The organism is Shewanella sp. Koi 1 (genome assembly GCF_052907445.1).
On the sequence record NZ_JBREJM010000001.1, the window covers coordinates 1,445,759 to 1,460,789 of the forward strand.

Annotated in this window: 10 protein-coding genes and 1 pseudogene; 5 read left to right on the forward strand and 6 right to left on the reverse strand. The window is 46.8% G+C overall.

Annotation, left to right across the window (positions count from 1 at the left end):
• The first annotated feature begins 186 nt into the window (after positions 1-186).
• From bdpA to ACUZ8J_RS06430, 5 genes and pseudogenes are all read left to right on the forward strand, one after another.
• A complete protein-coding gene (gene bdpA / locus ACUZ8J_RS06410) occupies positions 187-1,698 on the forward strand; it encodes a BAR domain-like protein A BdpA (protein ID WP_011717784.1) in 1,512 nt (503 codons plus the stop codon).
• 1,282 nt (positions 1,699-2,980) lie between these two features.
• A complete protein-coding gene (locus tag ACUZ8J_RS06415) occupies positions 2,981-3,304 on the forward strand; it encodes a DMP19 family protein (protein ID WP_279769491.1) in 324 nt (107 codons plus the stop codon).
• A gap of 83 nt (positions 3,305-3,387) precedes the next feature.
• The gene (locus ACUZ8J_RS06420) at positions 3,388-3,900 is read left to right on the forward strand and encodes a hypothetical protein (RefSeq protein WP_037425858.1); all 513 of its coding nucleotides are present in this window, start codon (positions 3,388-3,390) and stop codon (positions 3,898-3,900) included.
• 121 nt (positions 3,901-4,021) lie between these two features.
• Positions 4,022-4,453, forward strand: a complete 432-nt coding sequence (locus ACUZ8J_RS06425; protein ID WP_446693377.1) for a DUF2441 domain-containing protein — start codon at positions 4,022-4,024, stop codon at positions 4,451-4,453.
• 387 nt (positions 4,454-4,840) lie between these two features.
• Positions 4,841-4,968 (forward strand): annotated as a pseudogene (locus ACUZ8J_RS06430) (transposase); the annotation flags it as partial.
• 100 nt (positions 4,969-5,068) lie between these two features.
• Here the strand turns inward: ACUZ8J_RS06430 and ACUZ8J_RS06435 are convergent.
• The 6 genes from ACUZ8J_RS06435 to ACUZ8J_RS06460 form a co-directional block, all read right to left on the reverse strand.
• Entirely contained in the window at positions 5,069-6,247 is a 1,179-nt protein-coding gene (locus ACUZ8J_RS06435) for an AAA family ATPase (protein WP_446693378.1), read from the reverse strand.
• Between the two features lie 514 nt (positions 6,248-6,761).
• Positions 6,762-7,331 (reverse strand): LutC/YkgG family protein, encoded by a 570-nt coding sequence (locus ACUZ8J_RS06440; RefSeq protein WP_446693379.1) that lies wholly within the window; start codon positions 7,329-7,331, stop codon positions 6,762-6,764.
• 1 nt (position 7,332) lies between these two features.
• Positions 7,333-8,727: a lactate utilization protein B gene (locus ACUZ8J_RS06445; protein ID WP_446693380.1), complete on the reverse strand. Its 1,395-nt coding sequence runs from the start codon at positions 8,725-8,727 to the stop codon at positions 7,333-7,335.
• A 10-nt stretch (positions 8,728-8,737) separates the two neighbouring features.
• Positions 8,738-9,481, reverse strand: coding sequence for a (Fe-S)-binding protein (locus ACUZ8J_RS06450; protein ID WP_011623487.1), 744 nt, complete (start codon positions 9,479-9,481; stop codon positions 8,738-8,740).
• 302 nt (positions 9,482-9,783) lie between these two features.
• On the reverse strand, positions 9,784-12,588 hold the full coding sequence (locus tag ACUZ8J_RS06455) for an FAD-binding and (Fe-S)-binding domain-containing protein (protein ID WP_089067340.1): 2,805 nt from the start codon (positions 12,586-12,588) through the stop codon (positions 9,784-9,786).
• Between the two features lie 62 nt (positions 12,589-12,650).
• Positions 12,651-14,297, reverse strand: a complete 1,647-nt coding sequence (locus ACUZ8J_RS06460) for an L-lactate permease (protein ID WP_446693381.1) — start codon at positions 14,295-14,297, stop codon at positions 12,651-12,653.
• Positions 14,298-15,031 lie beyond the last annotated feature (734 nt).

Here is a 15,031-nt window from a genome sequence, read left to right on the forward strand (position 1 = left end):
CTGGCGTGTCGGCATGCGCTCTGTTACATTTCGCTGGTTTAATCCCAGCTTAAATTTAGCGCAGTTTTTAGCATGTTTTTTATCACTAAAATACGGCTGCCTACTGACGGTAAAAGCGTGCGGATAGGATAGAATTCTGGGCCTTTTCAGGCTCGTCGTTTGTTATTTATGTTTTATGAGGCTCTTATGCGCACCGCTGCAGTCATCTCTATGCTGTTGTTTGGCGTGTTAACCAGTGTTAATGCCAGTGCCAAGGATAATGAGCTAGTGTTTGCTAGCGATTTTGAGGGTAACCGCTTATCCCAACCTTGGTCTTGGATCATGGGCTGCCAATTTGAGGGCGCAGAGCCCCACAGTGGTGAGAGCGCATTGTTATGTGCCGAAGGCAATAGCAGTATTGTCAGTAAATTCCCCGTCTCCGAAGCGGGCCTATTGGAGTTCTGGGTCAAGACCCAAAATATCCAAACCCAATATCGGATTAATGTACTCACATCGCCGGTATTAAAGCTGGATGCCCAATGGCAGCATGTGGCGCTGATTGATATCACCCCAGCAACAACCGAATATTTGGCCCACAGGGTGTCGATTGACGATCCGAGCCGTCAATACATTCGCCTCGATATCGAAGCCATTAATGGCCCCATCAGTTTGGATGACTTAACCCTAGATAAAATTCGCCTCGATATCGCACTGCAAAAGAACGAGCAAAAAATCATTGGCGGTATTTTAGATAAGCTTAAAGAAGACAAAAACTACGAGGTTCAGGCCGAATCCTTTAGAACCCTAGGTAAAAACTACGCCGCCCAGCTCGAAAGCCAAAGACAGTACCTCGAATATTCCAATGCGATTTACTCGAGCATCACCTTTGTGTTGGCGACCTCTGAGCGTAACAAAATGTCTAACCCATTGGGTTATAACACCTTTAGGTCGGTCTTAACCGATGCTAAACGGGTGGCATCGCCGATCCAACAGGCGCGTTTAGGCTCTATGGTCAAACCCTTTGGTGACTTAGCCACCGCCACTTTAAATGTGGTGAGTGCGGGTGCTTATTCGGCATTTGCCGAACCCTTTAAATCCTTCCTCGCGGCCACCTTTGACCGCTCAAACTATGACAACAGCGACTTAAGCCGCAGTGATAAAAAGTTTGCCGAGGAAAATGGCCTTAAGATTTATCAGCAGGCCGAGCGTTTTATGGCTGAAATCGAAAAAGAGCTGCAACAGGTTACGGCGCTCGATAACGATTTAGTCAATATGCAGAAGAACTTAGATACTTTCCGCAAGGATTTAGATAAGCATCTGCGTAGCTACCTGCAACATGCTAGCATTGCCCGCACACCCGAAAATTACAGCAAGGTGATGAGTAAAGATGAGCAAACGCGGGCGCAGATTATGGCCGACGTGAATGCCAATATCAGCGCTAAGGCCGATGCCTTATTAGCCGCAAATAGCAATGCTGAATTAGTACAGTACATGATTAAAACCACTGAAAAGATGGATGAGTTTCAGGAGTTTAAAGAGCGTTTCAATCAAATCACTTCGGCGATGTTAACCTTCTACGATCGCTTCGAGCGCTCGATTGCCGCCGAACAAAACCCCTTCACCGACCCAAGCGATAGGGCGGTATGGGAACAACATGCCCAAAGTGCACGCAACTATATTCGCCAATCGAAAGAAGCCTTTACTAAGGCCTTTATGTAGCGGCTTGTTGTAGAGACATAGATTGAGCTTTTTCATAAAAATGGCGGAGAAAGAATTTTTCTCTGCCATTTTTATATGCGTAATTTACTGAAGTGATCGTTTAATCGGCTATGTTAATCTGACAGTGTTGTATGCACACAGAAAGTGTATTATCTACTTGATTTAAAATGAGTGGCTGAATTTACTAGTCGTCAGGTGTGTAGGATGAATTGCCACTGTTTCCCCAGTGACACATCACCCTTTAATTTAATAAAAACCGTCCCTGAGGCTCTACTAGAACATCCATGTTTTAGAAGGTCACTGGTACAACATTGCCAATCCTAAGTATCCCTCTAACTGTTCGTGTAACTAAAAAGCTTTTGCCCCAAAACAAGTCGGCTGAATCGGATATTGCGATATATGCATTGCCACTGTTTCCCCTGTGACACGCCGTGAATATATCCCTATAGGCTCGCCGGCGGCATCCATGCCGCCAACGGTCACAGTTGCAACAATGGCAATCTTTACGATCATTGAACTGTTCATTTGCCAAAAAAGCTAATGCCCCATTCCTTGTTTCGGCTCTTTAGCTCAACCGAAAATTCCCACACATGCAGCCATAAATATTCTTATCTATTTGCCTATGTTTGGCCTTACCAGAAATCGACTAACAATGTATGGGTATACAGTCGTATTTAAATTTAGGTATTTTTGTATGATTTTTAGACAAAATTAGTGCGCACTAATTCCATCCGAAATAAATAAAACTCTATAAAATCAGGTGAATATAGTAACTGAATTTTAGTTAATAGGTTTGGAAAACGCGCATGCGCGTTTTTCCAGATGGTGAATTCGGCTGAAAGCTGATAAGTTCTTTGCATACAGGTAGTTAACCGTGCGCGTTTTCACTGATCAAACGAGGTAAACGCGCATGCGCACTAATCAAATGTTATGTGGCTGGAGGTATCTTCTGAAACTCGGTAACTTCTTGCTGTATTGGAATAGTCATAGAATCGCAATTTTTACCATGCTATTCGTTGTTGCAGTGCCTGCGAGTTTGATTGCTTATAAACATGGGTTAATGAGAGGTGCTCTGTTCTTTATTGGAGTTGTCTGCATTTTTCTTGTGGCAACTCTCATACCTTTCAGGAGCTCTTTAAGGTCAAAGTATGGTAAAAGCCCATTTTATTAACAGCTCACATAACAAAGCGCATCACTCGTGGCCTGCGGCCACTGGGACGTCAAACGCTAACGCGTTTTTCCGCCCGTGTGCTTTGCGTTAACCTTCAAGGAGAGTTCGTGCATGCCAAATATTGAAGAGCTGATTGAGGTGCTTGAGGCTGAAATAAATAATGGCGGCTTTGATCAATTCTTTTTTAACTCGGCAGGTGATTACACCGAGGAAACGATCCAGGCTTTGGTGAAAATAGGAGCCAACCATACTGCTGACATCGTCAGGAGAGCGGCATCTAAATTCCCAAACGATATGCCACCAAAAGACCGTGGTGCCCGCCAAGAATTATTGGAGGATATTTCCCCTGATTCGGATGCCTTCGAAGAATTTGATGAAGAATTTTTAGCATACGAAGATGATTTAACTTCTTTGGTATCGAGCCATGAAGGTTAACAAGTCAATAAACTTCGCGCCTACGGCGCCGGACGCAGCAAAGCTGCGCCGGTTATTGAGGCGTTATGAATTATGGATGAACTGTGGAGTATTATTTAAAAAAGTATGGGGATTGGGCGTTTCTTGTATATATCTTAGTTGGAGTCGCTCCAACATTTATGTACGACACAATCCTAAATGAATCATACGATTGGGCATTTAAGTTCTTATCTCTTCCTATCGGCGCGCTTTGTTTTTATGTGTACCTTTTTAAAGTTCCAAAATATCGAAGGAAAGCAGGAAAAGTAAAAGGTTTTCTGTGGACTTCAATGATTGCAGCAATGCTTATTTTTATAAGTGGTGGCTATGTTATGGGACTAAACGCAATGGTTGGGGAACAGCAACAAGTTCAACTAACGGGTGAAATTGTCGAGCTAGACACATATGAAAGTACTAAGGGTGGTATGAGTTACTATGTTTATATTCAAACTACTCATACCAACGAGCCAACTAAACTTGATGTTTCAAAGAGGCATTTTGAATCACTAAAAGTTGGTGACTACTTTTCAGAGAGTTGGTCAAAAGGCTCATTTGGTCTGCTTTATAAGCGGAGATAATGCATAACAAAGCAATTATGAATGGGACGTCTAAAGCTTGGCTGGCGCTCATTCTTCGCTAATTTTAGCCTAGCTTAATACGCCCCATATTGCAGCGTCTATGCAAATACAGGAGGAACAATTGACTATTGCAGATACTGCACGTGATTATTTTCACATCAATAGACCTGCTCCTTGGTCTCCATTTGAAATGTGGAGAGAAGGACAGGAAATAGATATTGGTGGAGAGAGTAATCCATATTTCAAGTTTTTTGAGACTCAACGAAAAGAGTATTCAGTAAACACCAAATCAGGTTCTATCATGGTACCAGCTGCAAAGTTTGTTGGGAGTGTCGCTAGAGGTGAGATCAATTCTCCTCATGTGGCTGATATTGCTAGTGAGGTTATTAGGCATTTTGTTGCTTATGTTAGAGAGTTGATTTGGGAAGATATAAGAAAGCAAGAGTTTCCTCATTTGCCATCAAGGCAGCGGTGCATCTGGTTAATCCCAGAACGGGAAGGTGTCAGGTTCTGGCTTGAGCGTTTAGGGCTGAGGGACAAAGTTTTCAAATAGCGCGGGTTAGATTGCAAGGTCGTCTGCACACTGGTAGTGATGAGCACCTTTTAGGTGATAGCGAGCCAATGGAGATGACACTAAAACGTGCAAGACAATATTGGTTAGGAATCCATAATGATTCAGCGACTCAGGAAATCCTTTTTGAAGGACGCCTTCGAGTTATGGAGTTTCTGAGCCCTGAAGAATTTGCATAACAAATAAGGATAGGCCGCGCGTAGCCGCGACCCATTCTCAAAAGGCATGGCAAGTGTTGAGCAAGTCCGATGTTGGTTATTGACACTTTATTATGCAAATAGCTGATTGAGAATTTGAAGGTGCTAAGGTCGTATTTTGAAAGAGACTTTTGTGCAGATATGACCTGCCCTTAGAGAACAATTGGTAGAAGAGGATACTGGGCGAATCATTCGCAATGATAAACGTGGCGCCATCAGTGAAACTAGCACTAAGTTACTGACAAGATTAAATATCCCCATGAAAACTGGCTCAAACCCACTACTGAGTTTGGCAAGTTAAAGGGCCTGAGGAAAGTTAACTCAGACCCTATAAGTACTCGGTTAAAGCGCTGGCCAAATAGAGTTGACCATTGAATGAGTCCATTTAGGAGGAAGAGGGTTACACTGGCTTACAACACACTCCATATCTTAAGCTCGCTCTGCGATGGTGTTCATAGACTTCACAACCTAACAATGGCTCAGTTCTATTCAGTACTGCGCCAAAACGCTCAAAGTAGTCCTCATTAACTTGCTTTGCACTGATCAGTGGTACTTCCATACTGACATCTACACGACCTTTACGTATCAACGCTGGGTCAAGATGATCAAGATGATTTGTGGTCATTATGACTAGGCAGTCATCAAGAGGAATGATCCCGTCTAACGCGTTTAGTACGCCACCTAAAGTGAGTGGTGGGTTGTCTACATTGCTCTCAGCTGCACGTGATACCGTTGCCTTTACACAATCACAGTCCTCTATTAACAACATAGCTCCGGGCGCTACCTTTCTAATCGCCTTATGAATAGTGGCATCATTGACAGTCGATAGATTTAATATGTACAGATCGCGATGATACTCAACCGCTAAGGCCCTCGCGATACCCGTCTTACCCGTGCCCGTTTTTCCATGTAGCAGAATGGTTAGCTTACTGACAACCGATTTTCCCCGACTTGCGAAGTTATCAACTTCCCTCATCAACTCCTGCTTAAACCCTTCATCTAGCACTAAGTCACTAAACCCCGATGATTTTAATGTGCCATAGCGACACCATTCGGTTTCTTCGAAAATATTCACTTTCGGCTCAGTAGAGATGTCTCCACGAGTGTCTTCTAAAAAACTATGTAGTTTATCTTTTGCCCACCATGGTGCTCTTACAGTAATAGAATCGTATGCCATCGTACTATCGACCTTAGTGCGGGTTGCCAACATAAAACAACTATCGTACTTAAACAGGTGCATACCGTAGCCGATAGATTTAACACTGACACGCCCGTCGTAATTCACACCATAGTCAAAGTACACAGCCTCAGAGATAGAGCGTGAAAAAAACGGTATGGTAGTATTACTGATCAAAAAGGACAGCTTATTGAATATCTCTGTGCGTGCCTGATGGCTATCGTCTATAGTGAGCCGCACAAATAGCAGGCTACTGAGCCAACTTAACAGTTTCGCGGGAACATCTTTTAGTATGTAGCCTATGAGTCCAATTAACGTAAATGTTAATACTCCAACAATGACAGTCGTCAACAAAGGATCACTATTGGTTAGTGCCTTTATTTGTAGTAATACCTCGTTCATTTACTCACCTTTACTATAAATGCCTAATAGATATAGTCGAGAATACGACCAGCCGCGTAGAGGTTACTCGCAAGGAATCCTCAGTATTGCGCTATCGCACTTGGTTAAAGCGACTTGATAAAGATCCCTTACTTATCACTAGCTATTGCTTTGGCTGCGGCGCTTATCAAAGAGCAGGACGGCACGGCTTTGCATCCACTGATTGACTTGCACAACATCTGTGTTTAACAGCCGTTCGCTATCTTATAGGCAGGACGCCTGAATGTCGTACAATGCAGGGATACGTGATAACGACCATGGCTCTCGTTCATAAGCTTAGAAATCCTAGATTGCTCTATTCACCTAGTCGGCGAGCGAATGCCATGGCAAGCCTGTACCTGTAGGCTATTAACCCTTATAAATCAAATATCGTTATGCTAAATTTTAATAAGAAAGCCGCCAATGAAGGTCGGCTTTCTTGTTTCGATTGTCCCGTAACCTTTGCGTTTTCTTGGTTACATTAAATCTTGGGGCATTACAGCAAATACACGTTCAAGCTACAGGCACCGTGGGCACCGACGACTAAGGCTTGCTCGATATCGGCGGTTTTTGAGGGGCCCGCGATAAATACACCAAACTCACCCGCATCTAAGGTGATGTCCTTGGCGGCTTGATGCATGTTAGGCACAATCTTAGTGCTAGGTAGCGCTAAGATCAGGTTTTCACAGATAAAAGGCGTGACTCTGTGGCCGAGATTTTTGTTGTTGACCCAAATAGCGCCATTTTCGGCAACGCCAACATCCCCAGGAATGACCGCATAATCGATATCCCTGAGCTCGTGGGCCGTTGGTGGCACGTCACGGTTTGCCGTGATGCCTTCAACGAGTGAGATGACCTGCAAGCCTTGGGCGACAAGCTCATCTACTTTGGCTTGCAGTGCCGTGAGTCCGCCTTCGCGGTGCAGAGTGCCCGCCACGGTTTTTAGATTGGTTTCAAACTGACCAACCAGATCTTCTACCCGCGGGGCGACATCGATGCTTGGCATAGGATGGTTTGTTAAAGCCGACAGTTTGAGCGCATTGAGAATTTCGTGCTTACTAGACATCTTATAGGCTCCTGTGTTTCTTAAACCAAGCTTCGAAGCTGGAGTTGGGGGCGACGGGCAGTTCACGGTATTTACCCCAAGCGCCGCTAAATGGCTTGAGCAGACTGCCCGGCAGAATGCGCAGTGCGGTACGGGCCGCGCCCATTGAGCAATTGAGCATAGTCGGGCTTGCCATAAATTTACCCACTAATGGCATATAACTGTTTTTGCCGTAAGGGAGTTTTCCGGCTTCGGCCTTAAGGCGTCTGTGGTGGAAAATAATCTTATCGAGCGGCACCTTAGTCGGGCAGACATAGGTACAGCTACCACACAGGGTACAGGCCCAAGCGATGGAGTTAGTGTCATCGCTCTTGGCACCCACGGCAATCCCAATCGGGCCTGGGATGGTGTAGTTGTAGCTGTAACCACCGGAGCGGCGATACACAGGGCAAGTGTTTAGACAACCGCCGCAGCGAATACATTTCAATGATTCGGCAAGGATTTTATCCTTGAGCATCTCAGTGCGGCCGTTATCGACGATGATCACGTGCATCTCACCATCGACCTGTGGTCCACGGTAGAAGGCGCTATAGGTGGTAACGGGTTGGCCGGTTGCGTTACGGGCGAGGGTGCGCAGTAACACGGCGGCGCTGTCGATATCGGGGACAATTTTGTCGATACCCATTGAATGCAACTGCAACTTGGGCAAGTTCGCCCCCATGTCGGCGTTACCTTCGTTGGTACAAACGACCACTGCGCCCTTATCGGCAATCGCCATGTTTACCCCTGTCATCGCGGCATCGGCGCTGAGGAACTGCTCACGCAGGTGAGCACGGGCGGCACGGGTTAAATACAAGGGATCTGCTGCCCCCGCTTTAGTGCCGAGTTTCTCATGGAAGAGGTCACCGACTTCTTCTTTTTTCATGTGGATAGCGGGCACCACAATGTGCGAAGGCGGCATTTTCGCCAGCTGAATAATACGCTCGCCCAAGTCGGTGTCGATAACTTCAATCCCGTGTTGCTCTAAGTAAGGATTGAGGTGACATTCCTCGGTCAGCATGGATTTTGACTTAACTAACTTCTTCACCTGATGGCTGGCTAAGATGCCGTGTACGATACGGTTGTGCTCGGCGCCATCTTTTGCCCAGTGGACTTTGATACCGTTTGCTAGGCAATTTTGCTCAAAGGTTTCAAGATATTGCGCAAGATTAGTTAAGGTATGCAGCTTGATTTCGGAGCCTAACTGACGCAGTTGTTCCCACTCGGGTAAGCTGCCTGCGGCGCGGTCACGTTTTTCCCGCAGCACCCAAAGGGCCTTAGAGTGCCAGTCAACACGGGTTTCATCACGGCAGAAAATATCGGCCTTGTGGGCGTGAACCTGTGAACCCGTTGCCTCGTGATTATGTTGATATGCCATAGTGGGTCTCCTAGAGCGCGGCGTTAAGCACTTGCGCTATGTGGCGAATTTCAATTGGCAATTGTTGTCTGCGGATCATGCCATCGAGGTGTAATAGGCATGAAGGGTCGAAGCCAACCACATATTGCGCGCCTGTTGCCGCGTGGGCTTGGGCCTTGTCTTTACCCATCTTGGCTGATACAGCGCCTTCATCAACGGCAAAAGTACCACCAAAGCCACAGCATTCATCGCGACGGTCTGGATACACAATGTCGATTCCGGCGATATTGGCGAGCACGGCTTCAACCTTGTTGAATCGTGGGCCCATTTGCTCGCTTGGCGTGGCAAGGCTGAGCATACGAATGCCGTGACAGCTCAGTTGCAGGCTGATCTTATGGGCAAAAGGCTTGTTGAACGCTGGGATTGGAGCGACATCGTGGAGGAACTCGGTCAGCTCATAGAGTTTGTCGATAACGGCTTGGGCTTCTGGGCTGCTGTCAAACTCGTGGAAGTTTTCTTTGGCGGCCACTAAACAAGACGCGGCAGGGCAAACAATGGCATCACATTCCACACCCTTGAAAGCATTGAGTAATTTCAAGGTAGTACTGCGTGCTGCATCGAAGCAACCCGAGTTGGTCATAGGTTGGCCACAGCATGTTTGGCCTGCGGGTAGAATCACTTGGTGTCCGAGTTTTTCCAGTAATTCCAGGGTGGCAATCGCCACGTCTGGCATCATTTGGTTAACGAGACACGGGATGAAAAGAGCGATTTTCATTGTGTTTTTCTCTTTCTTGTTAGTGAACGACATTGCCTTGCACTGTGACCCCAAAGTCCACACAAATGCTAAGGTAGTTGATCAAATATAGGCTTATCTTAAGTAAATAAGTAGCGCTAATTTAGTAAATGATCTTGTTGATTTTTGCAAAAATGAGAATATTTTAATTAGTTGATTTTAATGTGTTAAATATGATTTATGTTTTGTGATTTACCTATCTGGTTAATAGCTTTTAACGATAAATGAGAATAGTTTTCTTCTGATAAAAAAACGGGGCCATTTCTAGCCCCGTTGAGTACTTTTTAGCGGCTGCACTCTTCGAGCAGATACGCTAAGTGGCGGTAGGAAATGCCACTGTGCTGCGTTAAGCCGACCTCACACATACGGTTGGCGTAATAGCCTTCCTTAATCTCGACAGGAATGAGCTTTTTAATATTACGCAGGGCGCTGGCGTTGATTTCTGGCTTATAAAGGCCTTTTTCACCGGCGTAACCACAGCAGTCAATGCCCGCAGGTTTGAGCACTTGGCTCGAACAAGCATCGGCAATGGCTTGCATCTTAGGCTCTAACTTCATCTTACGAGCGCTACAACCTAAGTGCAGAGCCACATTGACTTTTTTGTTGATGCTCAGCTTATCCAGCAGCTTGTCGTGCATAAACTCAACTAAGTCGGTGATTTGCACCTGAGGGTTACCCGTGAGGGTACGATAGGTACAAGACAGAGCGTCGACTAATACTGGGATTTTGCCGCCATTACTCATCTTGCTGACCACATCGATAAGCTCTTGGCGTTTGGCGTCGGCGTTTTTAAAGTCGCCTTTAGATTCCCACATTTGGCCGCAGCATAAATCGCGGGTCTTCTCTGGGGTAATAACGTTATAGCCCGCACGCTCGAGCAGGGTGACAACCACCTCTGGCAAGGTGCGATTATCGGGATCCTTAGGTGTTGGACCAAAGGTGCGGCCACCGCAGGCTGGGAAGTAAACCACAGTTTCTTGGCCCGCTTTGGCTGGTGATGGTTTAGGCAATTTGCCACCTTTGGGGAAGTCTGGATTCCAATAGGGCACTTCTTTGGAGAGTAAACGGCCAGTTTTCATCAGCGCGTTGGTGATACCATCGCCGGTGATTTTATGGATGACTCCCAATACGTCAAAGCCGGTGCTGATCACTTGGTTGACGGCGCCAAAGTGTTTGGCTTGGAAATCCAACACTTTTTGCTCTGTGGTGCTGATATAGGGCGTACGTAGCTTACGGACTAACTGACCCATGCTGTTATCGACTGGGCAGGCAATAGTACAGAGCTGACAAGCCGCGCAGGTATCAATCACATCATACTTGGCATCGGCACGCATTTTATCGGCGGCGGCTTTATCGCCAGATTGCTCCAAGCGCTCGATTTCACGCAGGGTGGCGATCCGCTGACGTGGCGAGAAGTTCAGTGCCGAAGTAGGACAGGTTTTTTCGCAGAAACCACACTCGATACACTTATCGACAAAATCATCGACAACAGGGCAAGGCTTGATGTTTTTCACGTGCACTGTGCTGTCGTCGTTTAAGATAACGCCGGGGTTGAGCAGACCTTCTGGATCGAAGATATGCTTGATGCGTTTCATGAGGGTGTAAGCATCTGCGCCCCATTCCATTTCAACGAAAGGTGCAACGGCGCGGCCAGTGCCGTGCTCGGCCTTCATCGAACCATCGTATTTATGGATCACCATCTCGGCCACATCTTGCATAAAGCCTTGGAAGCGCTCGATGTCGGCTTGGGAGGCGAAGGTCGGGGTGATAATAAAGTGGAAGTTACCCGCCAGCGCATGGCCGTAAATCACGCCTTCGGGATAGCCGTGCTTATGGAATAGCTCGGTTAAATCGGCGGCGGCCGCGGCTAAATGTTCGACGTTAAAGGCCACGTCTTCGATGATGACTGAGCTGCCCTTTGGTCGCTCACCACCGATAATCGGGAACAGACCAGAGCGCATTGCCCAGTATTTGCTGTACACATTGGCGTCGCTACTAAAGCTAATCGGACGCTCGGTTTTGATGTGCGCGAGCTTGGCAATCACATCTTGGGTATAGCTTTCTAAGGTTTGGGCATCGTTAGCGCGGGACTCAATCAATAGAATGGCCGCGCCTTCTGGCAGTTCATTGAGCCAATCTGGCATGCCTTTTTTACCAGTGACGGCCTTGATGGATGCCCAGTCGAGTAATTCGGCGGCGGCAACGCTATCGCCAATAATCGGTGGAATGGCACTCGCCGCATCCACCATATTGAAAAATACCGCCATGGCCGAGGCTTTAAATTTGGCTTCATCGACCGTGTGGTAAGTGACTTCTTCGACAAAGGCTAAGGTGCCTTCGGCGCCGACGATCAAGTGGTTAATCAGATCGAACGGGTCTTCAAAATCCACTAGAGCATTGATGCTATAACCCGTAGTGTTTTTGATGGAGTATTTTTTGCGAATACGCTGCGCGAGCACGTCATTGCTGCGGGTCAATTTAGCCAGAGAGGCCAGTGAGTCGAGCAACTCGCCGTGGCTTTGGGTGAAGGCGGCCTTAGACTTATCGCAACCTGTGTTGAGCTCGGTACCATCGGCAAACAGCAGTTTAGCCGAGGCGATGGTCTGGTAACTGTTTTGCGCCGTACCACAGCACATACCCGAGGCGTTGTTAGACACAATACCGCCGACCATGGCCGAGGCAAGGGTCGCCGGATCGGGACCGATTTTCTTATTGAGAGGCTTGAGCGCCGCGTTGGCATCGGCACCAATCACCGCCGCGCCTAAGGTGATCTTATTGCTGTCGGAACTGATTTCAATGGTTCTAAAACCGTCGTGGCCCAAGATCAATAAAATCCCTTCGCCAATGGCTTGTCCCGATAAACTGGTACCCGCCGCACGGAAGGTTACTGGCACTTTATGGGCACGGGCGATGGCTAAGGTCTGTTTGGCCTGTTCGAGGTTATCCGCGTGGACCACAATTTCAGGTACGATACGGAAATAACTGGCGTCGGTTGACCACGCAAAGCGGCGTACAGGGTCATTTGAGACGGCTGACTCACCGAGTTGTTGAATTAGCTCTTTATAAACAGCGTCATAATTAATAGACATAAGTTACTCTCTCAACGCTAAAAATGACTAAGGCCGCCAAGCGGCCTTAGGTTTCGATTGGCTTAGAAGCCACCCCAAAGAGTTGCGATGGTGCCTGCAAGTAGCGCATAACCAATCGCCACAGGCATAGTTTTACGAATAATTTCTGATTCTCTGCCCGCCATACCTACAACGGTCGCGGCGGCTACGACGTTCATCACACACATCATGTTACCGGCGTTCGCACCGATACCTTGTAGTGCTAATACTAGCGCGTGGTTCATGCCAATGTTGTCGGCCACACTATATTGCAGGCCGGAGAACATCATGTTGGAGAAGGTGGCCGAGCCTGAAAGGAAGGCGCCGAAGATCCCCACAATCGGTGCCATCCATGCCCACACAGCGCCCATCGAATGGGCCAGCATGTCGGCTAAGGCAACAGGCATAGACGCGAGGCCTGCACCATTAACGCCTGAGTTTAAGAAGATTTTCACCATAGGCACGGATGCGCCTAATGAGATGATAGTCGGTAACATCGACTTGCATGACACGCCGATAGATTGCTTAATCGCAGGGCTTTTCATCTTGAACAGGAAGAAACCTAAGATACACACGGCCACGAAGAAGGCGCCTGGTGCGTACAGGGTCGCAAAGCTGGCTTTAAGTTCAGTCCCCAATAAACCAGTCCAGCTGATGTTGAAACCCGATAACCAGGCTTTGAGTGGTGCAACGGTACGTGATAACACTAATAGCGCTGCCATGATGATATAAGGTGTCCAAGCAGCGATTTGTGAGAACTTAGTGGTGGTCTCAATTTTGGCGCTTTCTTCTTGGTTATCATTTTCGGCAAAATCATTCCAAGGCGTTTTTGGCAATAAGTAACCCTTACGTGCAACGGGGATAACCATCGCCATACCGATGAGAGAACCAATCACGGATGGGAACTCAGGGCCCGCAAGGTAGTTGATGATCCAAGCGGGAACAGTAAAGGCAAGACCCGCGAAAATCGCAAACTTCCAAATGGCTAAGCCTTCTTTAAATGACTTATTACGGCCGAAGAAGCCCGTCAGAATCGACACCATCACCAGTGGAATTAAGGTACCTGTGATTAAGTCGATAGTGATCATATGCATTGCAATGAACTGGGCAAAGTCAGGATAAGTGCCACCGTGCTCGGCAATTTGCGCCGCAGCCATGCTCACACCACCTTGGGTTAAACCTTGCTCCATACCAAATAGCACGGGTAAACCAATCGCACCGAAGGATACGCAGGCCGAATCGGCAATCAGCGCCACAACGGCGGCGGCAACGGGCGGAACCCCCAATAATACCAGCAGCGGCGCACCAATCGCGGCTGGCGTTCCAAAGCCCGCACTACCTTCGATAAAGGCACCGAATAACCAACAGATAATAATCACTTGCACACGGGCATCGGCACTGATGTTAGTGAAACCTGCGCGGATGGTATCCATGGCCCCTGAGTATTTCAGGGTGTTAAGCAGGAATACTGCGCCGAAGATGATGGTTAAGGGAGTGATGGCTGACAGCAGTCCTTCGAGAACCGATGCGGCTAACAGTGTGGTATCCATTTGCCAAATAAACACGGCGGCAAGCGCCGTAACTATCATGGAGATGGGCATAGCTTTGGACGCTGGCATTCTGAGTAATACGAGAAAGATCATTACACTGATTACTGGCGTCAAGCTGGCGAGGAGTTGAAGTATTGTCATGCTTGCCTCTACATAAAGTGGTCTGTCTTATTATTTATATTTGGATCTTGCTAGTGTTTTCCTGTTTAACCCTCGGCGGGTAAATCAGCAGTTTTGACTGCCAATGCCAAGAGTCACAACATTCTGTGGTGTGTACTAGACGCTATTCGGGGCTTAACTAATATGATCTAGATCATTTTGGCTGCTGTATAAAATGCTAATTTACAGTGCTGCGGGAGGCTTCTCTCAGAGGATTTTCCTAACTGTGATCCATGTCACTCGAAGGTGGTTTTTTATATTTCGATAATGGGATGATTCACTGATTTCTATTCCTTAGGGTTATAAAAATCGAGATATCCGCTAAATTAGCTATCAGTATTGCAATTAACTGATCCATTTATTTCATTAATGAGTACTTAATGGATTTTTAAGACAATATTAAGATGTGACTCACATCTCATTTTTATGTGGCGGTAAAAATCACTCTGCTAAATTGAATTGAGTAAGGTAATGAATAAATAGATTTTTATTGAGTTTTGCACCGCAGGGGATAATGAGCGCAAGATCAAATTTTAGTGATAACTAAATTTCGCGTGATGAATATCACTTAATGAATTTTGTTTTAATCTGAAATTTAATAACGGTTAATAAAGCTGTTTACAGCCGCGCAGCCGCAACACACCATTCTGTTAACAACTGGAGTGGAGATTAACCTGAGTGATTAATGATGGCGAGCCGTTGCGGCCATTATGCCT